Annotated in this window: 23 protein-coding genes; 14 read left to right on the forward strand and 9 right to left on the reverse strand. The window is 70.8% G+C overall.

Annotated features, from left to right (window positions below; all coding sequences use genetic code 11):
- Positions 1 to 71: 71 nt before the first annotated feature.
- From FXF65_RS24530 to FXF65_RS43915, 3 genes are all read left to right on the forward strand, one after another.
- Positions 72 to 1274: a thiolase family protein gene (locus FXF65_RS24530; RefSeq protein WP_148352358.1), complete on the forward strand. Its 1203-nt coding sequence runs from the start codon at positions 72 to 74 to the stop codon at positions 1272 to 1274.
- A complete protein-coding gene (locus FXF65_RS24535) occupies positions 1271 to 3361 on the forward strand; it encodes a 3-hydroxyacyl-CoA dehydrogenase NAD-binding domain-containing protein (RefSeq protein ID WP_148352359.1) in 2091 nt (696 codons plus the stop codon). Before FXF65_RS24530 ends, FXF65_RS24535 begins: the two co-directional genes overlap by 4 nt.
- A gap of 192 nt (positions 3362 to 3553) precedes the next feature.
- The gene (locus FXF65_RS43915; RefSeq protein WP_187412481.1) at positions 3554 to 4066 is read left to right on the forward strand and encodes a hypothetical protein; all 513 of its coding nucleotides are present in this window, start codon (positions 3554 to 3556) and stop codon (positions 4064 to 4066) included.
- A 90-nt stretch (positions 4067 to 4156) separates the two neighbouring features.
- On the opposite strand, the gene FXF65_RS24545 is transcribed toward FXF65_RS43915, so the two are convergent.
- Positions 4157 to 4969, reverse strand: coding sequence for a hypothetical protein (locus FXF65_RS24545; protein WP_148352361.1), 813 nt, complete (start codon positions 4967 to 4969; stop codon positions 4157 to 4159).
- Positions 4970 to 5184: 215 nt separating this feature from the next.
- Here FXF65_RS24545 and FXF65_RS24550 point away from each other — a divergent pair, with 215 nt between their 5' ends.
- The 3 genes from FXF65_RS24550 to FXF65_RS24560 all read left to right on the forward strand — a co-directional run bounded on the left by FXF65_RS24550 (position 5185) and on the right by FXF65_RS24560 (position 8519).
- Positions 5185 to 6657, forward strand: coding sequence for an amino acid permease (locus tag FXF65_RS24550; protein ID WP_148352362.1), 1473 nt, complete (start codon positions 5185 to 5187; stop codon positions 6655 to 6657).
- A gap of 69 nt (positions 6658 to 6726) precedes the next feature.
- Entirely contained in the window at positions 6727 to 8082 is a 1356-nt protein-coding gene (locus FXF65_RS24555) for an FAD-dependent oxidoreductase (RefSeq protein ID WP_148352363.1), read from the forward strand.
- Positions 8083 to 8153: 71 nt separating this feature from the next.
- On the forward strand, positions 8154 to 8519 hold the full coding sequence (locus FXF65_RS24560) for a hypothetical protein (RefSeq protein ID WP_148352364.1): 366 nt from the start codon (positions 8154 to 8156) through the stop codon (positions 8517 to 8519).
- Between the two features lie 10 nt (positions 8520 to 8529).
- Here FXF65_RS24560 and FXF65_RS24565 read toward each other — a convergent pair whose 3' ends face one another.
- Positions 8530 to 9096 (reverse strand): TetR/AcrR family transcriptional regulator, encoded by a 567-nt coding sequence (locus FXF65_RS24565; RefSeq protein WP_222868720.1) that lies wholly within the window; start codon positions 9094 to 9096, stop codon positions 8530 to 8532.
- Between the two features lie 83 nt (positions 9097 to 9179).
- Between FXF65_RS24565 and FXF65_RS24570 the strand changes: the two genes are divergently transcribed.
- Positions 9180 to 9668, forward strand: a complete 489-nt coding sequence (locus tag FXF65_RS24570; RefSeq protein WP_148352366.1) for a PNPOx family protein — start codon at positions 9180 to 9182, stop codon at positions 9666 to 9668.
- 105 nt (positions 9669 to 9773) lie between these two features.
- Here FXF65_RS24570 and dxs read toward each other — a convergent pair whose 3' ends face one another.
- Positions 9774 to 11723, reverse strand: coding sequence for a 1-deoxy-D-xylulose-5-phosphate synthase (dxs, locus tag FXF65_RS24575; protein ID WP_148352367.1), 1950 nt, complete (start codon positions 11721 to 11723; stop codon positions 9774 to 9776).
- A gap of 168 nt (positions 11724 to 11891) precedes the next feature.
- On the opposite strand from dxs, the gene idi reads away from it, so the two are divergent.
- The 5 genes from idi (at position 11892) to FXF65_RS24600 (ending at position 16279) form a co-directional block, all read left to right on the forward strand.
- Positions 11892 to 12470 (forward strand): isopentenyl-diphosphate Delta-isomerase, encoded by a 579-nt coding sequence (gene idi / locus FXF65_RS24580; protein WP_148352368.1) that lies wholly within the window; start codon positions 11892 to 11894, stop codon positions 12468 to 12470.
- Between the two features lie 165 nt (positions 12471 to 12635).
- Positions 12636 to 13943: an ABC transporter substrate-binding protein gene (locus FXF65_RS24585; protein WP_246199063.1), complete on the forward strand. Its 1308-nt coding sequence runs from the start codon at positions 12636 to 12638 to the stop codon at positions 13941 to 13943.
- A gap of 4 nt (positions 13944 to 13947) precedes the next feature.
- The gene (locus FXF65_RS24590; protein WP_246199064.1) at positions 13948 to 14841 is read left to right on the forward strand and encodes a carbohydrate ABC transporter permease; all 894 of its coding nucleotides are present in this window, start codon (positions 13948 to 13950) and stop codon (positions 14839 to 14841) included.
- Positions 14838 to 15659 (forward strand): carbohydrate ABC transporter permease, encoded by an 822-nt coding sequence (locus FXF65_RS24595; protein ID WP_148352369.1) that lies wholly within the window; start codon positions 14838 to 14840, stop codon positions 15657 to 15659. Before FXF65_RS24590 ends, FXF65_RS24595 begins: the two co-directional genes overlap by 4 nt.
- 194 nt (positions 15660 to 15853) lie before the next feature.
- On the forward strand, positions 15854 to 16279 hold the full coding sequence (locus tag FXF65_RS24600) for an ASCH domain-containing protein (RefSeq protein ID WP_246199086.1): 426 nt from the start codon (positions 15854 to 15856) through the stop codon (positions 16277 to 16279).
- Positions 16280 to 16294: 15 nt separating this feature from the next.
- On the opposite strand, the gene mug is transcribed toward FXF65_RS24600, so the two are convergent.
- On the reverse strand, positions 16295 to 16849 hold the full coding sequence (mug, locus tag FXF65_RS24605) for a G/U mismatch-specific DNA glycosylase (RefSeq protein WP_148352371.1): 555 nt from the start codon (positions 16847 to 16849) through the stop codon (positions 16295 to 16297).
- A 156-nt stretch (positions 16850 to 17005) separates the two neighbouring features.
- Between mug and FXF65_RS24610 the strand changes: the two genes are divergently transcribed.
- Positions 17006 to 17638, forward strand: a complete 633-nt coding sequence (locus FXF65_RS24610; protein ID WP_187412482.1) for a Uma2 family endonuclease — start codon at positions 17006 to 17008, stop codon at positions 17636 to 17638.
- Positions 17639 to 17660: 22 nt separating this feature from the next.
- Here the strand turns inward: FXF65_RS24610 and FXF65_RS24615 are convergent, their stop codons facing one another.
- Positions 17661 to 18380 carry a sulfite exporter TauE/SafE family protein gene (locus FXF65_RS24615; RefSeq protein WP_148352373.1) on the reverse strand — a complete coding sequence of 240 codons (720 nt, stop codon included), beginning with the start codon at positions 18378 to 18380 and terminating at the stop codon, positions 17661 to 17663.
- A 58-nt stretch (positions 18381 to 18438) separates the two neighbouring features.
- The gene (locus FXF65_RS24620; protein ID WP_148352374.1) at positions 18439 to 19377 is read right to left on the reverse strand and encodes an aldo/keto reductase; all 939 of its coding nucleotides are present in this window, start codon (positions 19375 to 19377) and stop codon (positions 18439 to 18441) included.
- 72 nt (positions 19378 to 19449) lie between these two features.
- On the opposite strand from FXF65_RS24620, the gene FXF65_RS24625 reads away from it, so the two are divergent.
- Positions 19450 to 20073 (forward strand): LysE family translocator, encoded by a 624-nt coding sequence (locus FXF65_RS24625; RefSeq protein ID WP_148352375.1) that lies wholly within the window; start codon positions 19450 to 19452, stop codon positions 20071 to 20073.
- A gap of 17 nt (positions 20074 to 20090) precedes the next feature.
- Here FXF65_RS24625 and FXF65_RS24630 read toward each other — a convergent pair whose 3' ends face one another.
- From FXF65_RS24630 to FXF65_RS24640, 3 genes are all read right to left on the reverse strand, one after another.
- Entirely contained in the window at positions 20091 to 21104 is a 1014-nt protein-coding gene (locus tag FXF65_RS24630) for a helix-turn-helix transcriptional regulator (RefSeq protein ID WP_148352376.1), read from the reverse strand.
- A gap of 79 nt (positions 21105 to 21183) precedes the next feature.
- Positions 21184 to 23949, reverse strand: coding sequence for an aconitate hydratase AcnA (gene acnA, locus FXF65_RS24635; protein WP_148352377.1), 2766 nt, complete (start codon positions 23947 to 23949; stop codon positions 21184 to 21186).
- Between the two features lie 296 nt (positions 23950 to 24245).
- The gene (locus FXF65_RS24640; RefSeq protein WP_148352378.1) at positions 24246 to 24680 is read right to left on the reverse strand and encodes a hypothetical protein; all 435 of its coding nucleotides are present in this window, start codon (positions 24678 to 24680) and stop codon (positions 24246 to 24248) included.
- Between the last annotated feature and the right edge of the window lie 238 nt (positions 24681 to 24918).

Raw genomic sequence — 24918 nt, forward strand, 5'->3', positions numbered from 1 at the left:
ATGAATGGTTACCGACTGGTAGCAAAGGCCCGGCGGCGCCGCCGGACCCCATCCGCAGGGAGGGACGAACCGTGCCACGCACCGCACGCGACGTCGTGTTCGTCGACGGCGTCCGCACGCCGTTCGGCAAGGCGGGCCCGAAGGGCCTGTACGCGGAGACCCGCGCAGACGACATGGTCGTCCGCGCCATCCGCGAGCTGCTGCGCCGCAACCCGTCCCTCCCGCCCGAGCGGGTGGACGAGGTCGCGATCGCCGCCACCACCCAGACCGGCGACCAGGGCCTCACCATCGGGCGGTCCGCCGCCGTGCTGGCCGGGCTGCCGAAGACCGTCCCCGGCTACGCGATCGACCGGATGTGCGCGGGCGCGATGACCGCCGTGACCACATCCGGCGCGGGGATCTCGTTCGGGTCCTACGACGTCGCCATCGCGGGCGGCGTCGAGCACATGGGACGCCATCCGATGGGCGAGGGCGTCGACCCGAACCCGAGGTTCCTCGCCGACAGGCTCGTCGACCCGTCCGCCCTCGTGATGGGGTCGACCGCGGAGAACCTGCACGACCGGTTCCCGGAGATCACCAGGGAGCGCGCGGACGCCTACGCCCTGCGCAGCCAGCAGAAGGTCGCCGCCGCGTACGCGGCCGGGAAGATCCAGCCGGACCTGGTGCCGACCGCGGTCCGCTCCGCCGAGAAGGGATGGGGACTCGCCACCGAGGACGAGCCGCCCCGTCCCGGCACCACGATGGACGACCTCGCCCGCCTGCGGACGCCGTTCCGCCCGCACGGCAGGGTCACGCCCGGGAACGCCGCCGGGCTCAACGACGGCGCGACCGCCTGCCTGCTCGCCGCCGAGGACGTCGCCGCCGAGCTCGGCCTCACCGCGCGGATGCGCCTGATCGACTTCTCGTTCGCCGGGGTGGAGCCGGAGGTGATGGGCGTCGGGCCCGTCCCGGCCACCGAGCGGCTCCTCGCCCGCAACGCGCTGACCATGGACGACATCGGCCTCATCGAGATCAACGAGGCGTTCGCCGTGCAGGTGCTCGCGTTCCTCGCGCACTTCAAGATCGCCGACGACGACGCGCGGGTGAACCCGTGGGGCGGCGCGATCGCCGTCGGGCATCCGCTGGCGTCGTCCGGGGTCCGGCTGATGAACCAGCTCGCCCGGCAGTTCGAGGAGCGTCAGGACGTCCGGTACGGACTGACGACGATGTGCGTGGGAATGGGCATGGGCGGGACGGTTCTGTGGGAGAACCTCAACTGGGAAGGCACCAAATGACCGGGCTTGGGGAACTCTTCGCTGACGAGGTCGTCACCCACGCCCACGTGCGGGACGTGACGCTGCCGAACGGCGCGGGCACCCTCGCGCTGATCACGCTCGACAACGGCCATGACCACACCAAGCCCAACACGTTCGGCCCGAAGGGCCTCGCCGAGCTGAACGCCGCCCTCGACGCCGTCGCCGCGCGCGACGACCTCGCGGCGGTCGGCGTCACCGGCAAGCCGTTCATCTTCGCGGTCGGCGCGGACCTCAAGGGCGTCCCGCTGATCAGCAGGCGGGAGGACGCGGCCGCCATCGGCAAGCTCGGCCACGACGTGTTCCGGCGGCTCGGTGAGCTGGACGTCCCGTCGTTCGCCTACTACAACGGCGCGGCGATGGGCGGCGGCGTCGAGATCGGCCTGCACTGCGCCTACCGGACGATCTCGTCCGGCGTGCCCGCGTTCGCGCTGCCCGAGGCGTTCCTCGGCCTGGTGCCGGGCTGGGGCGGGACGTACCTGCTCCCCCGGCTGATCGGCGCGGAGAAGGCGCTCAAGGTCGTCATCGAGAACCCGCTCGCGCAGAACCGGATGCTGAAGGGCCGGCAGGCGTACGAGCTGGGCATCGCGGACGCGGTCTTCGACTCGGCCGACTTCCTGGAGGAGTCCCTCACCTGGACGGCCCGCGTCCTGAACGGCGAGATCACCGTCCACCGGCCGAAGGTCGACACGGGCAAGGCGTGGGACGACGCCGTCGCGATGGCCCGCTGGAACGTCGACGGCAGGCTGCACGGGGCGGCGCCGTCCTACACGCGGGCGCTCGACCTGGTCGCCGCCGCCAAGGACCGCACCCGCGACGAGGGCTTCGCGGCTGAGGACGAGGCACTCGCCGACCTCATCATGAGCGACGAGCTGCGCGCCGGGCTATACGCCTTCGACCTGACCCAGAAGCGCGCGAAGCGTCCCGCCGGAGCACCGGACAAGGCCCTCGCCCGGCCGGTCACCAAGGTCGGCGTCGTCGGCGCGGGCCTGATGGCGTCGCAGCTCGCGCTGCTGTTCGCGCGCCGCCTCGAAGTCCCGGTCGTGTTGACCGACCTCGACCGGGAGCGCCTGGACAAGGGCGTCGGCCACGCGCACGCGGAGATCGACAAGCTGCACGGCAAGGGGCGCCTCTCCCCCGACCAGGCGGGCCGCCTCAAGGCGCTGATCAGCGGCTCGCTGACCAAGGACGCCTTCGCCGACGCCGACTTCGTCATCGAGGCGGTCTTCGAGGAGATGTCGGTCAAGCGGAAGGTGTTCGCCGAGTTGGAGGAGCACGTCTCGGACGAGTGCGTCCTCGCGACGAACACCTCGTCGCTGTCGGTGTCGGAGATGGCGGACGGGCTGCGGCGGCCGGGGCGGGTCGTCGGGTTCCACTTCTTCAACCCGGTCGCGGTGCTGCCGCTGCTGGAGATCGTCCGGGGCGAGCGGACCGACGACGCGGCGCTCGCCACCGCGTTCGCGACCGGCAAGGCCCTGAAGAAGTCGTGCGTGCTGGTCAAGGACGCCCCGGCGTTCGTGGTGAACCGCGTGCTGCTGCGGCTGCTGGCGGAGATCGTCCAGGCCGTGGACGAGGGCACGCCCATCGACGTCGCCGAACGCGCCGCGCAGCCGCTCGGCCTGCCGATGCCGCCGTTCGTGCTGATGGGACTCGTCGGCCCGGCGATCGCGCTGCACGTCAACGAGACCCTGCACGCCGTGTTCCCCGACCGGTTCCCGCTGTCGGACAATCTCGCGAAGCTCGTCGCGTCCGGCAAGTCCGGCGTCTACCTGCCGGACTTCTCCCTCGACCCGGAGGCCGTCGAGATCTTCGGCGGCGGGACGAGCCCGTCCACCGAGCAGCAGGTCCTCGACCGGGCGCTCGCCGCGCTCGCCGACGAGATCCGCGTGATGCTGGACGAGGGCGTCGTCGCCGCCCCGGAGGACATCGACCTCTGCATGATCCTCGGCGCGGGCTGGCCGTTCCACCTCGGCGGCATCACCCCGTACCTGGACAGGTCCGGCGTCGCCGAACGGGTCACCGGCCGCCGCTTCCTGGAGCCGGGCGTCGCCTCCCTCGACGCCGGGTAGCCGCCGGAGCCGAGCACACCGTTCGAGACGGCCGTTCCAGGCCGTCTCGAACGGTGTCTGACCTGCACGTACGAACTCGAACGAACCCGACCGGCGCAGGTGTTGCCGGACGGGCGGCGGGACCTGAAATCTCGATCGCGGATCCAGACCGGCCGGTCCTCAAGGGGATCGGCCCGACCTGAAGGAGACGCGATGATCCCCACGCCCGTGCGCCGCGGAGCGCTACTGGCCTCCGGGCTGGCCGCCGCCGGCGCCATGACGCTGACCGCCCTGCCCGCCGCCTCCGCGGCCCCCTCCCCCGAACCGGCGTCCCAGCTCACGGCGGTGGGGGCGAAGACCCCGGCCCGTGATGTCATCATCTGCGAGCTCAAAGTGCACGACCCGCACTACTCGCACCACGCCCACGCGAAGAACCAGAGCGTGGTCAACGTGGTCGCCGACATCACGTGCACCAAGCCGGTGGCCCGTCTGACGATCAGGGTCCGGCTCTGGAAGAACGGCCGCGCCTACAAGACCAGCGCACAGGTCTCGAAGGCCGGCAAGGCATATCTCCGGCAGAACGCCGCCGGCCCGTGCGTCGCGAAGCAGACGTACAGGGGCGAGGCATGGGTGTACGTGAAGCCCCCGCCCGGTCACCAGCCGCCGTCGGGCAAGACCCACATCTACGGAGATTCCGTGAAGATCCCCAGTTGCAAGAAGCGCTGACGCAGCCTGGGCACGACCGTCTCGCCGACCCGTGCCGCCGGTGCTCCACCGGTGGGACGGGTCGGCGGGCCGGGGCGACGCCGACCGGCGTCACCGATTGATCTGGTCGCTGTCCTCGTCGATCGGGTCGGTCGGCTCCACCCGGACGACTTCCAGGGCGGGCTCGCCGAGCAGGTCGTCGATCAGCCCGGCCGGGCCGCCGACATAGGTCGAGTCGAGGTCGATGTCGGTGGCCGCACACCACGAGCGGTCGTCGGGCCAGAACAGGTTCGGCGACTGCGGGAAGAAGAACCCAGCCCCGCGGTGACCCAGCTCCGTGGCGGCGTCGAGCGGCCCCTCGAACATCACGTAGTCGCGCCAGGGCAGCCGCACCCGCGGCGCATCGTCGAACGCGGGCCCCGGCTCCGGGTCTGGCGGGGACGGCTCCGGCGGCGCGTCCGACTGCGCGTCAGGCGGCGCCTTGAACGCGACCATCAGGGACGTGGCGCCCGTGATCCAGCCCCAGCCGCTCCAGAGGCAGAACCAGCACCGGTCCGGGGCGGCGGTGTGGCGGGCCAGCACCGCGCACAGGGCGCTCAGCAGCGGCGGGGAGAGTTCGCCGCGCTCGGGCGGCTCGTCCCACGGCGGCGGGCCGTCCCCCGCCCCGGACGCCGGACGGGACAGCGCCTTGAACTGGACGCGCGGATGAATCGAACGCCCCGTCCACCCGGCCACCTCATGCCAGCGGACCGGCTCCCCGCTCGGTGAGTCGGCGGGATGAAGGATGCGCGCATAGGCCGCGAACCCGCCGGGCAGCAAGGCCCGCACACCCGAGTCGGTGTCGGTGTCGTCCATCTCCGTCTCCAGCCAGGCGGCGGGAGACGTGTCGGTCACCAGGCGGAGCCGGGAAGAAACGTCGGTCACTGCGAACCACCCCCGCCTCCGCACTGCTGGACGCGGAGATTGTCACCGACCGCCAACGTGTCCACGGTCAGACAATAGTCCGCCCGGTCGGGGGAAGTCCGCCGCGAGACCCGTCGACCCGGGCGTCCGCTCATCGGCCGACACCGCCACATAAGCCGCGCGCTGCCGGGCATAGGGCTGGCAAACCCCTGTGATCAACACCCGGAGGAAGCGCGATGGACCTGCGCCGGACGAAGACGGTCGAGCAGTCGATCAGGGACACCGAGGAGCCAGGTCACCGGCTCCGACGCGCCCTGTCGGCGTTGGACCTCACCGTGTTCGGCGTCGGCGTCATCGTCGGGACGGGCATCTTCGTCCTGACCGGCCAGGTCGCCCGGGACAAGGCCGGGCCCGCCGTCGCGCTGTCGTTCATCTTCGCCGCCGTGGTGTGCGGGCTCGCCGCGCTCTGCTACGCCGAGTTCGCCTCCACGGTCCCGGCCGCCGGGTCCGCCTACACGTTCTCCTACGCGACGCTCGGCGAGTTCCCGGCGTGGATCATCGGCTGGGACCTGATCCTGGAGATGGCGCTCGGCGCGGCCGTCGTCGCGGTCGGCTGGTCCGGCTACTTCGCCTCGCTGCTGGACGACGTCGGGATCACCGTCCCGGCGGCGATCGCCGCGCCGCCGGGCGACGGCGGGACGGTCAACGTCCCCGCCATCGGACTCGTCGTCGCCGTGACCGCGCTGCTCGTCCTCGGCATCAAGGTGTCGTCGCGGGTCAACGCCGTCGTCGTGACCATCAAGATCGTGGTCGTGCTGCTGGTGATCTTCGCCGGGCTGTTCTTCGTCAAGGGCGCGAACTACCACCCGTTCATCCCGCCGTCGAAGCCGACGGCGTCCGAGGGCGGTCTCGGCGCGCCGCTGATGCAGGTGCTGTTCGGGTTCACCCCGGCCAGCTACGGCTGGCTCGGCATCTTCGCCGCCATCGCCATCGTCTTCTTCGCCTACATCGGCTTCGACGTCGTCGCCACGGCCGCCGAGGAGGCCCGCCGTCCGCAGCGCGACGTCCCGATCGGGCTGATCGGCTCCCTCGTCATCACGGCCGTGCTGTACGCGGCGGTGGCGACGGTCGTCGCGGGCATGCAGAACTACAAGGACCTCAGCACGGAGGCGCCGCTCGCGGACGCGTTCAAGGCCGTCGGGCATCCGGCGTTCGCGACCATCATCGACGTCGGCGCGGTCGCCGGGCTGATCACCGTCGTGCTGATCCTGCTGCTCGGGCAGAGCCGGATCTTCTTCGCGATGGGCCGCGACGGCCTCATGCCGCCCTGGCTGTCGGTCGTCCACCCGCGCTTCGGCACGCCCTACCGGTCGACGATCCTCATGGGCACGATCGTCGCGGTGCTCGCCGGGTTCATCCCGCTGGCCAAGCTCGCCGAACTGGTCAACATCGGCACGCTGTTCGCGTTCCTCGTCGTCTCCGTCGCCGTGGTGATCCTGCGCCGGACGCGCCCGGACCTGCCCCGCTCGTTCCGCACGCCGTGGGTGCCCGTCGTCCCGGCCCTGTCCGTGCTGGGCTGCCTGTTCGTCATGATCAACCTGCCGGTGGAGACGTGGCTGCGGTTCGCCGTGTGGCTGGTCGTCGGGGTGGTCGTCTACGCCGCGTACGGGTACCGGAGGAGCAGGGTGGGCGCCGCCCGAAACCCCTGAAATATCGGAGGCCCGCCGTGATGGGCCTCACGGTGTCCTTTTGGCGGCCGGGTGGGCACAATGGCGGCCATGGCTTCTCCAGTGCTCGTCGCGGTGATCGGGTCCGGCCCCGCGGGGATCTACGCGGCCGAGGCTCTCGTCAAGCAGACCGACGGCGACGTCAGGGTGGACGTGTTCGACCGGCTGCCGTCGCCGTACGGCCTGGTCCGCTACGGCGTCGCGCCCGACCACACGTCGATCAAGGCGATCGCCCGTTACCTGCAGAAGGTGCTGGAGAACCCGGCCGTCCGCTTCTTCGGCTGCGTCGAGCTCGGCCGCGACCTCACCCGCGCCGACCTGCTCGGCTGCTACGACGCCGTCATCTACTCGACCGGCGCGATGGTCGACCGGCACATGCGGATCCCGGGCGAGGAGCTGCCGGGCAGCATCGCCGCCACCGACTTCGTCAACTGGTACTGCGGGCACCCCGACGCCGCCGACCACACGTTCGACCTCTCGGTCGAGGAGGTCGCGGTCATCGGCGTCGGGAACGTCGCCGTGGACGTCGTCCGCATCCTCGCCAAGTCGGCCGACGAGCTGCGCGCCACCGACGTCCCCGAGCAGGTCATCGAGGCGCTGTCGCAGAGCCGGGTGAAGCGCGTCCACATGGTCGGACGGCGCGGCCCCGCGCAGGCCAAGTTCACCACCAAGGAGGCCCGCGAGCTGGGCGAGCTTCCGAACGCGGGCATCCACGTCAGCCCGGCGGACATGGACCTCGACCCCGCCAGCGCCGAGCTCGCCGAGAAGGACCGGCACGTCCGCGGCAACGTCAAGGTGCTGAACACCTGGACGGCGGAGCCGCCCGCCGACCGCGCTCGCCAGATCGACGTCCGGTTCTGGCGAGCGCCCGTCGAGATCCTCGGCACGGACCGGGTCGAGGGCCTGCGGCTGGAGAAGACCCGGCTGGACGACAGCGGCCGCGTCACCGGGACCGGCGAGTTCGAGACCCTGCCCGTCGGGCTGGTGCTGCGCTCGGTCGGCTACCAGAGCGTGCCGCTGGACGGCGTCCCGTTCGACGAGCGGTCATCGACCGTCCCGAACGCGGGCGGGCGGATCGTCGGCCCGGACGGCGCCCCGGCGCCCGGCGAGTACGTCGCCGGATGGATCAAGCGGGGGCCGACCGGGGTCGTCGGCACCAACAAGTCGGACGCGGCGGAGACCGTCCGCAACCTGCTGGAGGACGTCCTCGCCGACGGGTCGCGCACGCCGCCCGAGCACACGATCGAGGAGCTGCTGGAGTCGCGCGGCCTGCGCGTCGTCACCTACGACGACTGGCTGAACCTGGACGCCGCCGAGATCGCCCTCGCCCGCGCGCTCGACCGGGGCGACCGGGTCAAACTGGCCCGCTGGGAGGCCATGACGTCCGCGTGCCGCGGCCGCGACTGACTCACATTCCCGACAATCTCCCGGCCGTCAGGTAGTGACGGGTATGTCACTCTGGCGCTACGGTGCCGCGTGTGACCGGCGGTCCAGAACTGTACGGGTTCCCCCCACCCGAGACGGTGCCAGACCTCAGATGGCTCGGGCCCGACTACGTTTCCGTACTGGTGTACGACCTGACGCAGGGGCTCCTGCGCCAGGATCCGCGCACGTCCGTGATGGGCGTGCGGTGCGAGGGCGAGCCGCGGCTCGACCCCTCGGTCGACCCGGCGGGCGTCATCCGCGCGCACGACGCCTGCTTCCCGCTCCAGGTATTCGTCCGCGACGGCTCGGGACGCCCCTGGCTGCTGCGCGGCCGCTGGACGTACTCGGGCCGCGAACTCGGCACGGCGGCGGCGTCCATCACCCACTTCTGGCAGTTGGTCTCGGCGGACGGCGTCTAAGCGGCGGCGTCTAAGCGGGCGGCTGCGGCGGGAGCAGCGCGTGGAGTCCGGCGCGGAGCCGCTCGACGCTCATGCCCTCCTCGGCCCGCAGGTAGTCGATCACGTCGGCGCGCAGGGACGTGAACACGACGTGCGCCAGGTGGCGTGCGTCGGCGGCGGGGTGGACGGCGTGGATCCGGCTTTCCAGCTCGCCGATCCAGAACTGGCTCGCGGGGTTGGCGTAGTAGGCGTTCGGACGGCGGTGTTCGAGCGCGCGGATCAGCGTCCGGTTCTCCAGGACGAAGTCGAGCAGCGCGTCCAGGTAGGCGTGCAGGGCCTCTCCCTCCTGGGCGCCGGGGCCGAGCGGCGGCGGGCCGGTGCGCAGGGCGTCCCGCAGCGCGCCCACCCGCGGCGCGAGCACGGCCTCGACCAGGCCGCCGAGGTCGCCGAAGCGCCGCAGCACGGTCGCCTTCCCGACGCCCGCCGCCTCGGCGACGCGGGCGAGGGTCACGCGGTCGAGGTCCTCACGGGCGAACAGCGCCTCGGCCGCCTCCAGGACGGCCGCGCGGTTGCGCACGACGTCGGCTCGTTCGGCCACCGTCGCCTCCTTGCTGAAACGGACCAGCGGACCATATTATCCCGAGGTGTAAATGGACCAGCGGACCGTTTGAGGTGGGCATCATGGACGAGAGCGTGACCGCGACTCCCGACGCCGAGCGTCCGCCGAGTCGGCGGGAGGCCGCCCTGGCGATGCTCGAACAGTTGCGGGCACGCGACCCGGAACCCTACCGGGACCGCGCGCCCGTTCCCCGCGTCATCGACGTCGTCGGACGGCGCAGCGGCGTGTCGCGTCCGTTCGGCGTCAACGTCACCGAGCTCGACGGCGCGCTGTACGTGTGCTCGTCGACCCGCGCCCGCGACTGGGTGCGCAACCTGCTCGCCGCCGGGCGCTGCCGCGTCGAGCGCGACGGGCCGGACGGCCGCGACACCGAGCGCCGGGCCGTCCTCGTCGAGGGACGCGAGGCGGCGCGGGCGCTGGCGGTCTACCTGGCCGCGTCCGGCCACCGGGACCCGGAGCTGCCCTTCGACCCGTCCGCGCCGGTCGAGGAGATCGAGCGCCACACCGGCCGGGTCGCCGTACTCCGCCTCGACCCGGCGACCCGCGACTGAACGCGGCGAAGGTCGCCGGCGCGGCCCCGGCGACCCGAGCGCGACGAAGGACTCCGGCGCGGACTCCCCGCGACCCGGGACCGAGCGCGGCGGGCCCGGTCGCGGTCAGTCGCGGTCGGAGGTCTCGTGGTCGGAGGGCTCGCCGTCCGGCGCCGCCGGGCTGTCCACCGAGGTGATGCGGGAGACGTACTCGGTGAGGTCGCGCGCGAGCGCCTGCGGGGTGAGGCCGACGTCGGCGAGGATCTCGCCGCGGGACGCGTGGTCGAGGAACTCCTGCGGGATGCCGAAGGTGCGGATCGGCGCGTCGACCTCGCCGTCGCGCAGCAGCCGCGCGACCGCGTCGCCGAGGGCGCCGGTGCGGCCGTTGTCCTCCGCGACGGCGACGAGCGCGTGCTCGCGGGCGAGGTCGAGCAGCGCCGGGTCGAGCGGCTTCACCCAGCGCGGGTCGACGACGGTGACGCCGATCCCCTGCGCGGCGACCAGCTCGGCCGCCTCGACGGCGGGCGTCGCCATCGACCCGGCCGCGACGAGCAGGACGCGGGTGCCGTTGGAGCCGTCGTGCCGGGCGAGCACGTCCATGCCGCCGACCCGGTCGATCGCCTCGATGTCGGCGTCGGCGGGGCCCTTCGGGTAGCGGAGCGCGGTCGGCCCGTCGGACACGGCCACGCACTCGCGCAGCAGTTCGCGCAGCCGGGCGCCGTCGCGCGGGGCGGCGACGCGCAGCCCCGGCACGAGCTGCAGGATCGACATGTCCCACATGCCGTTGTGGCTCGGGCCGTCGTTGCCGGTCACGCCGGAGCGGTCCAAGGCGAAGGTGACCGGCTGCCGGTGCAGCGCCGCGTCCATCAGCACCTGGTCGAAGGCGCGGTTCAGGAACGTCGCGTACAGGGCGACGACCGGGTGCAGCCCGCCCATCGCGAGCGCGGTCGCCGACGTGACGGCGTGCTGCTCGGCGATGCCGACGTCGAAGATGCGGTCGGGGAACGCCTCGGCGAACGGGGCGAGCCCGACCGGGTAGAGCATCGCGGCGGTGATGCCCACCACGTCGCGGCGCTCGCGGCCGATCGCGACCATCTCCTCGCCGAAGACCTTCGTCCAGGAGGGGCCGACGCCCTTCTTGCGGACGAACTCCCCGGTGGCGGGGTCGAACGCGCCGGGACCGTGCATGTGGTCCTCGGTGTCGTTCTCGGCGGGGGCGTAGCCGCGGCCCTTGGTGGTGATGCAGTGCACGATGACCGGACGGCCGAACCCGCGGGCCCGGCGCAGGGCGCGCTCGACGGCGTCCTCGTCGTGGCCGTCGATCGGGCCCACGTACTTGATGCCGAGGTCCTCGAACATGGCCTGCGGCTGGAAGACGTCCTTGATGCCCTTCTTGATGCCGTGCAGCGCCTCGTAGGTGAAGTTGCCCACGACGGGCGCCCGCGGAACCGTCTTCTTGATGAGGTCGAGCGCGTTCTCGTACCCCTGGGTCACGCGGAGCTGGGCGAGGTGCGAGGCCAGCCCGCCGATCGTCGGCGAGTAGGAGCGGCCGTTGTCGTTGACGACGATGATGACCGGACGGTCGGCGCCCGCGGCGATGTTGTTGAGCGCCTCCCAGCACATGCCGCCGGTCAGCGCGCCGTCGCCGACGACCGCGACGACGGCCCGGTCGCTCTCGCCGCGGAGCTGGAACGCCTTGGCGAACCCGTCGGCGTACGACAGCGCGGTCGAGGCGTGCGAGTTCTCGATGATGTCGTGCTCGGACTCGGCGCGGCTCGGGTACCCGGACAGGCCGCCGCGCTTCTTCAGCTGCTCGAAGTCGTGGCGCCCGGTGAGGAGCTTGTGCACGTACGCCTGGTGGCCGGTGTCGAAGAGGAGCTTGTCGTGCGGCGAGTCGAAGACCCGGTGCAGCGCGATCGTCAGCTCGACCGCGCCGAGGTTGGGCCCGAGGTGCCCGCCGGTCTTGGCGCAGGCCTGCACGAGGAACTCGCGGATCTCCTCGGCGAGGTGGGACAGTTGAGCGGCGTCCAGTCGTTTGAGGTCGTCGGGACCCTTGATCGACTCAAGCAAGCGCACTCGTTTCAACTCCTCCGTCGGGGACCGGTTCCCCTGGCTCGGGCCGTTCCGAGTTTAATCCCGGTTCGCCCGCGCCGCGCAGAGGCGCACCCTGGCGCACGGGTGCGAAACGGCTGACCCGCACGGGAAATTCGGTCCCGACCGGGCCCGATGGGGTAGGAAGTGTCCATGGTCGTCGAAGAGATCGTGCTGCTCAACGCGGATGACGAGGCGGTCGGAACCGCGCCGAAACACACGAGCCACCATAGGGACACGCCCTACCACCTGGCCTTTTCCTGCTATGTCGTGGACACGGAGGGTCGCGTCCTGATCACTCGGCGCGCCCTCGACAAGCGGACCTTCCCCGGAGTCTGGACGGGCAGCTGCTGCGGCCACCCCGCCCCGGGCGAGGGCCTGCGCGACGCGGTCCTGCGGCGGCTGAAGGACGAGCTCGGCATGTCGGACGCCGCGCTGACGTCCGTCCTGCCGCGGTTCCAGTACCGGGCGGTCGCCGGCGACGGCACCGTCGAGAACGAGCGCTGCCCGGTCGTGCGGGCCACCGTCCCGGCGGACGAGGCCGTCCACCCGAACCCGGACGAGGTCGAGAACGCCGAGTGGTGGACGTGGGAGCGCTGCCTGGAGCTGGCCGGGCGGCCCGAGGCGTCGCCCTGGTACCGGCTCCAGCTCGCCGAGCTGGCCCCGCTCGGCGCGCCGCCGGACTGGCCCGACGCGGGCCCGGCCGAGCTGCCGCCCGCGCTCGCCTGGTAGCCGCCGCGCCCTCGCCACGGCCGCGCGCGGAAGGCCGCCTTTTGCCGCGTGCCGACGGAGCGTGGCGCTCGCATCACCGCTGGATCACTTTTCGACCCTCGGTGTTGACCGGTCCTCGCGTCCGAACGGACGCTTGCTTTTCCGGGGCAACCGAAGGGACGGACGATGCGAGTACGTGCTCCCAGGCGCCGCTGGACGGTGTTCGCGGCCGTGGCGATGACCGGTGCGCTGGCCTTATCCGGCTGCGGCGCGAACGAGGACTCGGGTTCCGGCGACGACAGGTCCAAGGTCGAGGTGTTCTCCTGGTGGACCGGCCCCGGCGAGGCGGACGGGCTGGCCGCGATGCAGGCCGACTTCGAGAAGAAGAACCCCGGGACGAAGTTCGTCAACGCCGCCATCGCCGGCGGGTCGGGCACGCAGGCGAAGGCCGTCCTCGCGAGCCGCCTGCAGAACCGCAAGCCCCCGGATTCGTTCCAGGGCCACGCGGGCGCGGAACTGCTCGACTACATCAAGGCCGGTCAGATCGAGCCGCTCGACGACTTCTTCAAGCAGAACAACCTCAAGTCGGTGTATCCGCAGCAACTCCTCGACCAGATCACCTACAAGGGACACCTGTACTCGGTCCCGGTGAACATCCACCGGTCGAACGTCCTCTGGTACAACCCCGGCGTCCTCAAGGAGGCCGGAGTGTCCGGCGCGCCGAAGTCGGTCGCGGAGTTCGTCACCGCGCTGAAGGCCGTCAAGGACAGGACGAAGAAGGTTCCGCTGTCGCTCGGCGCGCAGTGGACGGCCGACCACCTACTGGAGAACGTCCTGCTCGGCGACCTCGGCACGGACGCCTACAACGCGCTGTGGAAGCCGGGCGCCGACTGGGGCGCCCCGGCCGTCACGAAGGCGCTCGACGACTTCGCCGAGATCATGAGGTACACGACGCTGGAGGCCGCGTCCACCGACTGGCAGGGCGCCGCGAAGGCCGTCGTGGACGGCGAGGCCGCGTTCAACATCATGGGCGACTGGGCGTACGGCTATTTCACCGGAAGCGCGCCCAACGGGCTCGGCAAGAAGCTCGACACCGACTTCAAGTACGCGGCGGCGCCCGGCACGGACGGCACCTACCTGTGGCTGTCGGACAGTTTCACCCTTCCCAAGGGCGCGCCCCACAAGGCGGGTGCCCAGGCGTGGCTGAAGGAGGTGTCCAGCAAAGAGGGGCAGGACCTCTTCAACCCGAAGAAGGGCTCCATCCCCGCCCGCAAGGACGCCGACAAGAGCCTCTACACCGGCTACCTCCAGTACGCGTTCGAGCAGTGGAACAACCCCGGCACTAAGCTCGCGGGTTCCTTCTGGCACGGCGTCAACGCGAACAACAAATGGCACACCGACATCGACACGGCGGTGGGCCTGTTCCTCCAGAACAAGGACGCGGGCAAACTCCAGCAGGGGCTGGTGAGCGCCGCCAAGAACAGCGGCCTGTGAACCGGTGAGACTCCGCCGCGCCAAGAAGTGGCTGCCCGGTCTGCTGCTCCTCTCGCCGTCCATCGTCGCGATCGGCCTGTTCGTCTACGGGCTCATCTTCTGGAACACGCGGGTCGCGCTGAGCGGCAAACATGACGAGGTCAGCGGATACGGGTTCGACAAAGGCAGGAACTTCGTCGACCTGTGGCACCAGCCGAGCTGGCCCGGCGCCGTCAAGCACGCCCTTCTGTTCACCGCCGTGTTCGTCGTCGGCGCGCTCGTACTCGGCGCGTTTCTCGCGTTCCTGATGGACAAGGGCGTCCGCGGCGAGGCGTCGTTCCGCGTCGTCTACCTGTTCCCGATGGCGGTGTCGTTCATCGCCAGCGGGGTCGTGTGGCGCTGGCTGATGAACCCCGCCCCGCCGGAGCGCGCGGTCGGGTTCAACCAGCTCTTCGACAAGCTCCACCTCGGGGCGCTGGCGAACGACTGGTGGCAGGACCCGGACTGGGGCATGGCGGCGATGGCGCTGCCCGCGATCTGGCAGATGTCCGGGTACGTGATGGCGCTGTACCTGGCCGGGTTCCGGAGCGTCCCGGAGGAACTGCGCGAGGCGGCGCGGGTGGACGGCGCGTCCGAGTGGAAGGTGTACCGGTACGTGGTGTTCCCGCAGCTCAGACCGGTGACGCTGGCCGCGCTGATCATCCTCGGGCACATCTCGCTGAAGGTGTTCGACCTGATCATGGCGATCGCGGGGAAGCAGATCATCGCCTACGTCCCGGCCGTCGCGACCTACGTCGAGATCTTCGACCGGCACGACCCGGCGAACGGCGCGACCATCGCCAGTTACCTGCTCGTCGCGGTGGCGGTGCTCGTCGTCCCGTACCTGGTGTGGACGGTGCGCAGGGAGCGGCCCCGATGACGCGCCCGGCGCGGGCGGCGAGGCTCGCCCTGCTGCTGGTGTTCGTCCTGCTTTTCCTGATCCCGGTGTACGTGCTGGTCGTCACCAGTTTCAAGCCGCTGGACGAGGCCGACCCGAGCAGCGCGTGGAGCCTGCCGGACCACTGGAGCACGTCCGGCTGGGGCTCGGCTTGGCACGCGCTGCGCCCCGGCCTGGAGAACAGCGTCAAGATCGCCGTGACCGGGTCGCTGATCTCAGCCGTGCTCGGCTCGCTGAACGGCTACGTCCTGTCGAAATGGCGGTTCCCCGGCGCGGACGTCGTGTTCACGCTCTTCCTGTTCGGCATGTTCATCCCGTACCAGGCGGTGATGATCCCGCTGGCCGGGCTGCTGACGGACATGGAACTGTCCGGGACGATCCGCGGGCTGATCCTCGCGCACGTCGTGTACGGAATCCCGATCTGCACGCTGATCTTCCGGAACTACTACGCGACCATTCCGGACGAGCTGATCGAGGCGTCCCGGGTGGACGGCGCCGGGATGCTGCGCGCCTATCGGTCGATCGTCCTGCCGGTGTCCGGACCCGCGTTCGCGGTGACGCTGATCTGGCAGTTCACCTCGATGTGGAACGACTTCCTGTTCGCCGTGTTCCTCGGCGCTCCCGACAGTTGGCCGGTCACGGTTATGCTGAACAACACCGCCGGATCGGGCGCGGTGGCCGTCCAGTACAACCAGCAGATGGCCGAGGCGCTACTGGCGTCGCTGCCGACCGTCCTCGTCTACCTCCTGCTCGGACGGTTCTTCATGCGGGGCCTCATGGCGGGAGCGCTGAAGGGCTGAGGCCCGCCGAAAAGCCGTTTTCGGGGCCGCCGAGAGAATTGCAGGGGAAGGTGCTCGGGCGCGTCAACCCCGCCGGTCCCTCGCGCGTCACATGGATGATCAAAGGGAGCTCCGCGGTGGGAATCGAACGTGTCACCGATCGTCCCGCCGCGAAAGTCCGACGTCGACGGCAGGGAGATGACCGCGTGCAGGCGATGAGTGTTCAGCAGCCCTGGGCGTTCGCGATCGCGCGTGGCGGGAAGTCCGTCTCGAACCAGAGCCTGCCGACCGCCTACCGCGGTCCGCTGCTGATCCACGCCTCGATGCGGGTCGACCTGAAGGCGTGCGACTCGCCGCTCATCCAGGCCGCCGGCTGGGACCCGCGCGACCCGCTCGCCACCATCGGCGCGATCATCGCGGTCGCCGACCTCACCGACGTGTGCTCGGCGGGCGGCCGCGCGTGCGAGTGCGGCCCCTGGTCGGAGCCCGGCCTCCACCACTGGCACCTGGCGGACGTCCGGGCCCTCCCCCGGCCGATCGTGGCGCTCGGCCGCCCCGGCCTCTGGGAGCCGAAGGCCACGCTGGTCACCGAGGTGACCGCCATGTTCACCGCGACCGCCGCGCTCAACAACGCGACCTGACGCCGCCAACTGACACTAGGCGTCCGCCGCTTCGCGCAGGCGGCGGAACTCACCGGCGATCCGGTCGAGCGGCCAGCTCGCGTTGAGGCCGCTCGGATTCGGCAGCACCCACACCCGGGCGGAGCCGAACGTCTCGTCCTGCGGACCGATCTGGGTATGCGGACGCCCGAACGCCGTCCGATAGGCGGTGACCCCGGCCACCGCCAGGTACGACGGCCGCAGCCGCTCCACGAGCTCGGCAAGTCGGCGCCCGCCCTCGCGAAGCTCGTCGGCGGTCAGCTCATCAGCACGCGCCGTGGTCCGGTGCGCAAGGTTGGTGATGCCCAACCCGTAGGACGGCAGAAGCTCCTGCTCGGACGGATCCAGCAGCCGGTCAGTGAACCCGGACTGGTACAACGCGGGCCAGAACCGGTTCCCAGGCCGCGCGAAATGCCGCCCCGTAGCACCGGAGTACAGCCCGGGGTTGATGCCGCTGAACAGGACACGGAGCGTCCCACCGTCCAACGGCAGAACGTCCGGAATGACACGATCACGAGCAGCCTCAAGCTCAGCCTTAGTCGGACGACGCATCGAACCAGACTACGAACGATCAGCCCGACCGCCTTCTCGCCGTCGCATTTCGATGAAGTGACTCCAAAATGCATTCACATCACTACTCTGGGTGAAGGTTGGGCGGATACGTTGCCCCTCCATCGATTTGTCGCACCATCCGACGGGAGCAGGACCGTGGACGTCGCGTTTGACCAGGGCAGTCTTGGCCCCTACACAGCCGAGGATCTGCACGCCCAAGCGGACGAAGGCCGAGGTCTGGAACTCGAAGACGGTTGGTTGATCGAGTCGGCGCGGAGCCCCGTGCACAACTTCGCTTACCGGAGGCTTCACGAGTTCATCGAGGCGGCAGCCGTGGAAGCGGGCGCGTCCGTCTACGTGGACAGAGGTGGAGACTGGGAGATCACCACGTCCGCGGGCATTCGCAAACCCGACGTGTTCGTGGTGCCCAGAAGCGTCGCTCAGGAGTGGTTCAGGGACGACGGCCCGGCCGTGATCTCGGGCCGCGACCTGCAACTCGTCGCCGAGGTGGTCTCGCCGGGCAGTAGAAGCGAACGCACCGACCGCCATCGCAAGCTCAGAGAGTACGCTGCGATGAACATTCCCCATTACTGGATCGTCGACTACGCCCCCAGGCCGAGAGTCCGAGTCTTCTCCCTGAGCGACTATGAGACCGACCCCATCGGCAACAAGACCGGCGCCTACCGCCTCGACCGTTTGGTGGAGGCCACGGACACCTTGGAGGTCGAAGTGCAGTCCGACAAACCGTTCACCGTGCGGTTCGAGCCGCGGGCGCTCGTCGAGTTCTGAGGCGCCCGCGGAGGGCGGCGCTTCAGAGCAGGTTGCGCACGATCAGGGCTATCGCGGAGGTGCCTACGACGACCAGGAGGGCGGTGCGGAGGCGGCCGTCGTCCAGGTAGCGGCGTAGGGGGCCGGCGGCGGCGAAGCCCGCTAGGACGAACGGGACCAGGGCCACGCCCGCGGTGATCTGCTGGACGGGGAGCCGTCCCGCCGCGGCGAGGGTGGCGAGCGACAGCAGCGCGCCGACGATGAAGAACACGGCGAGCGTCGCGCGCACCCGTGGGCCGCTCTCCCGCTGGTAGAGCAGCGCGAGCGGCGGGCCGCCGATGCCGGACGCGGTGCCGGTCGCGCCCGACACGACGCCCGCGGCGGCGAGCGTCCGGCGATTGCGCGGCACCTCCCGGGACCAGGCCGTCACGGCGAGCGCGGCGAGGACGACGCCGCCGATCACGATCCCGAGCGCGCGTTGCGGGACGGCCGCGACCAGCAGCACGCCGAACGGCGTCCCGACGAGGCGTCCGCCGAACGCCCAGCCGAGCCCGCGCAGGTCGGCGTGCCCGACCTCCTGCGCGAGCGTCGCGACCGGCAGGGCCAGTGCGACCACGAGGATCGACCCCGGCATCAGCGACGGGAACAGCATCGTGACGATCGGGGTGGCGACCAGGCCGACGCCGAGGCCGACGCTGCCCTGGACCACCGCTCCGATCAGCGCGGCCAGGCCGCCGAACAGGAGGAAGTCGATTTCCGGCACGCCGTGTGACGTTACATGTCGCGCTTTCCGGACTCATCCCAATATCGGGCGGCCCGAATCAGGCGGACGCCTCGGTGAGGCGGTCGAGCTGGTCGGCGGTCAGCGTCGTGCGGAAGACGTCGACGAGCGGCGGGAGCTGGTCGAGCGTGCGGGCGCTCGCGATGGGCGCGACGACGGTCGGCTGCGCGGCGATCCAGGCCAGCGCGACGGTCGCGACCGCCTTGCCCTGCTCCTCGGCGACGATGTCGAGCGCGGCGAGCACCTTCTGGCCGCGCTCGCCGTCCAGGTACTGCGCGGCCCGGCCGGACCGGGCGCTGTCGACGGTCGTCCCCGGACGGTACTTGCCGGTCAGGAACCCGGACGCCAGCCCGTAGTACGGCATGGCGACGAGCCCGTGCCGTTCGGCGATGTCGCGGCGCGGCCCCTCGTAGGTGTCGCGGGACACCAGGTTGTACTGCGGCTGGATCGCCACGTAGCGCGCGGTGCCCTCGCGCTCGCTGAACTCCAGCGACGCCGCCAGCCGGTCCAGGTCGATGTTGGACACCGCGATCTGCCGGATCTTCCCGGCGGCGACCAGCCCGTCCAGCGTCGTCATGATCTCCTCGACCGGGACGGACGGGTCGTCGAAGTGCGTGAAGTACAGGTCGATGCGGTCGGTGCGGAGGCGGCGGAGCGAGTCGTCCACGGCGGCGCGCATCACCGGTGCGGACAGGCCCGTGTGCTCCGGGTGGCGTCCGCCCTTGGTCGCGATGACGATGTCGTCGCGGTTGCCGCGGGCCGCCGTCCAGTCGCCGATGATCGTCTCCGACTCGCCGCCCCGGTTGCCCTCGATCCAGGCCGAGTAGGAGTCGGCGGTGTCGAGGAGGTTGCCGCCCGCCGCGGCGTAGGCGTCCAGGATGCGGAACGAGGCGTCCCGGTCGGCGGTCCAGCCGAACACGTTGCCGCCGAGCGCCAGCGGGGACACGTCCAGGTCGCCGATCTTCTGCAGGTCCGTCATGCCTTCATCCAATCGTGATTCGGGTCCGCCTTTCCCGTCGACCCGTGGAACATTCCTGGCAAAATGGACGGCATGCTCACCGCCTGTCTCGCGTTCGCCGGGGTGGCGGCGCTGCTGACCGTCACCCCCGGCGTGGACACGATGCTCGTCCTCCGCACGACCGTGACCGGCGGGCGGCGCACCGGCCACCTCGCCGCCGCGGGCGTGGTCAGCGGGCTGGTGTGCTGGGCGATGGCGAGCGCGGCGGGGCTGACGGCGGTGCTGGCCGCGTCCCGGATCGCGTTCGACGTGCTGCGCGTCGCGGGCGCCTGCTACCTGCTGTGGCTCGGCGGCCAGGCGCTGTGGACCGCCCGCCGCGGGCGCGCCGCCGTGGAGGACGACGCGGACGAGCCCCGCATGTCCGGCCTCACCGCCTTCCGCACCGGTCTCACCACGAACCTGCTGAACCCCAAGGTCGGCGTGTTCTACCTGAGCCTGCTACCGCAGTTCATCCCGCACGGCTCCCCCGTGTTCTGGACGAGCATGCTGTTCGTCGCCATCCACGCGGCGGAGGCGCTGCTGTGGCTCGCGGTCATCGTGGGCGTCGCGCGGGCGGCGCGGCGAGCGCTGTCGCGTCCGGCCGTCAAGCGGCGGCTCCAGCAGGTCACGGGCCTCGCGTTCATCGGCTTCGGCATCCGCCTGGCGGTCGAGCGCTAGGCAGCGCCCTACAGGTCTTACGCGTTGACGGCCGCCATCAGCTCGTCGCGTCCGGCGGCGCCCGTCTTGCGGAAGATCGCCTTCAGGTGGTCGTTGACCGTGTGGACGGACAGGTCGAACGCGCGGGCGATCTGCTTCGGCGCGTCGCCCCGCTGGAGTTGCTGGATGACCTGGCGTTCGCGGGCGGTGATCCCGTACCAGTCGCAGTACGAGGGGAGCAGCAGCGCCCCGGTCGCGCGCTGGATCACGACCGCCACGTCGCCCTCCTCGCCGAGCGGCTGCGCCTCGATCGCCGTCCACCAGCCGACTCCGACGGACGGGACGCACAGCCGCGGCGCCCGCGGGCTTTCGCGCGCCGCGACCGCGAGGGACGCGAACGAGGACTCCGACAGCCAGTCCGGCACCGCGAGCCGCGCCGTCATCGCGTCCAGCCAGGGGCGCGCCTGCGGCGTCGTCGCGCGGACCCGGTCGTCGGCGCCGATGACGAGCATGCCGGGCGGCGGCCCGGGTTCGGCGGGCGTGCAGGGACTCGCCGTCACAAAGCCGCGCAGCGCGGCGATGAGCGCGGGTGCGAGCGCGGAGAGCCGTGCCGCGTCGGCGTCGTCGAACGGACGCCGGATGTCGGCGGCCCGCAGCAGGCAGAGCACGCCCCACACGCCGCGCACGCCGCGCGCGTCCCGCAGCGCGAGGCGCAGTTCCGTACCGATCGGCTCGCGGCCGAGCAACGGGGCGCGGGGGCGTAACCCGAGACCGGCCACGGCCACCGTGGGCCGCGTCCGCTCCCGCACGTCGGCCGTCACGCCGTCCACGGTGAGCAGCGCGCGGCCGAGGCCGGGGTCGTACCCGTGCCAGAACGCCATCGAGGTGACGCCCCAGCCGGTCGCCGGGTTCATCACCCCGCACCGCAGCGCGTCGTGCGCCACGACCGGCGCGATCACGCGGGACAGCTCGGCCCCGATCCGCTCCAGCCCGGCGCCGGGGAGCAGCGCCTCGCGCAGCTTCCGATGGAGTCGATCACCGACCGTCACCATGTCCACCAGTGTGGCCCCGCCGGGCCGCGCGCACCATGGCGAACGGGCCGCTCCGTCCGGAGCGGCCCGTTCCCTTCGGCTACTTGCCGATCAGGTTGCGCAGGACGTACTGGAGGATGCCGCCGTTGCGGTAGTAGTCGGCCTCGCCCGGCGTGTCGATGCGGACGGTCGCCGTGAACTCCCTGCCGTCGGCCTTGACGGTGACCTCGTCCGGGACGCCGCCCTCGTTCAGCGCGGTGACGCCCGTGATGTCGAACGTCTCGGTGCCGGTGAGGCCGAGCGACTCGGCGGACTCGCCGTCCTTGAACTGGAGCGGCAGCACGCCGAGCCCGATCAGGTTGGACCGGTGGATGCGCTCGTACGACTGCGCGATGACGGCGCGGACGCCGAGCAGCGCCGTGCCCTTGGCCGCCCAGTCGCGGGACGACCCGGACCCGTACTCCTTGCCCGCGATCACGACGAGCGGCGTGCCCTGCGCGGCGTAGTTCTGCGCGGCGTCGTAGATGAACGACTGGGGCGACCCCTCCTGGGTGAAGTCGCGGGTGTAGCCGCCCTCGACGTCGTCCAGGAGCTGGTTGCGGAGCCGGATGTTGGCGAACGTCCCGCGGATCATGACCTCGTGGTTGCCGCGCCGCGAGCCGTAGGAGTTGAAGTCCTTGACGGCGACGCCGTTGTCCTGGAGGTACTGCGCGGCGGGCGTCCCGACCTTGATGGACCCGGCGGGCGAGATGTGGTCGGTGGTGACCGAGTCGCCGAGCTTCGCGAGGACGCGGGCGCCGTGGATGTCGGCGACGGGCTCCGGCTCGGCGGTCATGCCGTCGAAGTAGGGGGCCTTGCGCACGTAGGTGGACGCGGCGTCCCACTCGAACAGGTCGCCGGACGGGATGTCGAGGCCGGCCCAGCGCTGGTCGCCCTTGAAGACGTCGGCGTAGCTCTCCGCGAACATCTCCTGCCCGATGGACGACTCGACGATCGAGGCGACCTCCTCCGGCGCGGGCCAGATGTCGCGCAGGTGGACCGGGCCGTCCGTGCCCTCGGCGATGGGGTCGTTGAGGATGTCGATGTCCATCGTCCCGGCCAGGGCGTAGGCGATGACCAGCGGCGGGGACGCGAGGTAGTTCATCTTCACGTCCGGGCTGATCCGGCCCTCGAAGTTGCGGTTGCCGGACAGGACCGCCGTGACGGCGAGGTCGTTGTCGTTGACGGCCTTGGAGATCTCCGGCTGGAGCGGGCCGGTGTTGCCGATGCAGGTCGTGCAGCCGTACCCGACCAGGTTGAAGCCGATCTTGTCGAGGTACGGGGCGAGGCCGGAGCGCTCGTAGTAGTCGGTGACAACCTGGGACCCGGGCGCGAGCGACGTCTTCACCCACGGCTTGCGGGTCAGGCCCCGCTCCACCGCGTTCTTCGCCAGCAGCGCCGCGGCGATCATCACGTACGGGTTGGACGTGTTCGTGCAGGACGTGATGGCGGCGACGGCGACGTGGCCGTGGTCGAGCTCGAAGGCCGTCCCGTCGTCCAGCGTGACCGGGACCCGGTTGTGCGGCCGGAACGAGCCGTTCAGGTCGACGTGCCGGGGCTTGTCGCCGTTGGTGTCGTGGCTGATCGCCGGGGAGTCGGAGGCGGGGAAGGACTCGTTGGACGCCTCGTCCGCCGCGCCCTGGACGCTGGCGACGTAGTTCTGCACGTCCCGCCGCCAGGTCTGCTTGGCGTCGGCGAGGGAGATGCGGTCCTGCGGGCGCTTCGGCCCGGCGAGCGACGGAACGACGGTCCCGAGGTCGAGCTCCAGGTACTCGGAGAACTCGGGCTCCACGGAGGGGTCGAGCCAGAGGCCCTGTGCCTTCGCGTACGCCTCGACGAGCGCGATCTGCTCCTCGCTGCGCCCGGTCAGGCGGAGGTAGCTGAGCGTCTCGTCGTCGATCGGGAAGATGGCGCAGGTGGAGCCGAACTCGGGGCTCATGTTGCCGATCGTGGCGCGGTTCGCCAGCGGCAGCGCGTGCACGCCCTCGCCGTAGAACTCGACGAACTTGCCGACGACACCGTGCTGCCGCAGCATCTCGGTGATGGTGAGGACGAGGTCGGTCGCGGTCGTTCCGGCCGGGAGCTCGCCGGTCAGCTTGAAGCCGACCACGCGCGGGATGAGCATCGAGATCGGCTGGCCGAGCATCGCGGCCTCGGCCTCGATGCCGCCGACGCCCCAGCCGAGGACGCCGATGCCGTTCTCCATCGTCGTGTGCGAGTCGGTGCCGACGCACGTGTCGGGGTAGGCGACGCCGTCGCGGTCGAACACCACGCGGGCGAGGTGCTCGATGTTCACCTGGTGCACGATCCCCGTACCGGGCGGGACGACCTTGAACTCGTCGAACGCCGTCTGGCCCCAGCGCAGGAACTGGTAGCGCTCCCGGTTGCGCTCGTACTCGCGCTGGACGTTGCGCTCGAACGCGTCCGGCGAGCCGAAGTAGTCGACGATGACGGAGTGGTCGATCACCATCTCGGCGGGTGCCAGCGGGTTGATCTTGCTGGCGTCCCCGCCCAGGTCGCGGACCGCCTCGCGCATGGTGGCGAGGTCGACCACGCAGGGCACGCCGGTGAAGTCCTGCATGATGACGCGGGCCGGGGTGAACTGGATCTCCTTGCTCGGCTGGGCCTGCGAGTCCCACTGGCCGAGCGCGCGGATGTGGTCGGCGGTGACGTTCGCGCCGTCCTCGGTGCGCAGCAGGTTCTCCAGCAGCACCTTGAGGCTGTACGGGAGACGGGCCGAGCCCTCGACGGCGTCCAGCCGGTAGATGTCGTACGACCTGTCGCCAACCTGCAGCTTGTCAAGGCTGCCGAAGCTGTTCGCGGACACGGACTCCTCCTCCGTCAGCACCGCGCGGCTGACGGGAGCGCGCGGCGTTCATCTCGATCTTCGATATGCCCGCCCCTTCGGCCTGCGCTCACCGCGCGGCGAAGCGGGTCCTCGCCTACCTTGATCCTGCCTTAGTCGGGGACGCGCCACGGCACCAGGGCCGCCCAACTTCGGCAGCTTTTCTCTTGATGTCAAGCTACCTCGAATTTATCTCGACATCAAGCTACTTGCATCCCCGGCCGACACGCGCCCGGGGCACGGCCCGATCGGACCGTGCCCCGGAGCGCGGGAGGCGGCTAGTTCCAGTACACCCAGAAATCACCGGTCGGGTTCGCGCCGCTCTGGGTGAACATCCCCCCGGCGTTCGGGCCGTTGCTCCTGACCCAGGGCGAGCACGTCCTGTTCTTCGGGCCCCAGTACTCCGCCTCCCACATCACCTGGTTGGGAATTCCCGGACCCATGTAACGCAGGATGTAGACGGCATATCCCTTACCCAGACTGCTGCCGCGGATGTTGAAACAGATCTGCACGTTGCGATCCACCACCGCGTACTTCGTGGTCTGGTTCTTCGTGAGGTGGTAGGGACCGGACGAACCCCCGAAGACCTTCGCCGGGCCCGCCTTCGGCGCGGACACACTCCCGGCCTGGGCGGCGTGCGCGGTGCCCCCGGCGAGCGTCGCCGCGGCCGCCCCGACGAGAACCGCGGCCTTGCCCATCGCTCTGATCGTCATTCCTGGCCACTCCTTCGCGTTGAGAACTGATCGGTGAACAGGCCCCGGCCGGAGGCGTGAGCCGATTCTCACCGGCCATCGCGACGAAGAACACCCCTATCAAATCCATTTCCACCATTTAGAGCACAGGTCGAAAATGGTGTTCGGTACATGCTCGAACAATTTTGGACACACCCGATCCCAATGCCGGGCAGTTCGAAGGCCGCATCCCCGGATCCGGTCAGATCGGGACGTGTCC

Source organism: Actinomadura syzygii, from assembly GCF_008085905.1.
GTDB classification, from domain to species: Bacteria; Actinomycetota; Actinomycetes; order Streptosporangiales; family Streptosporangiaceae; genus Spirillospora; species Spirillospora syzygii.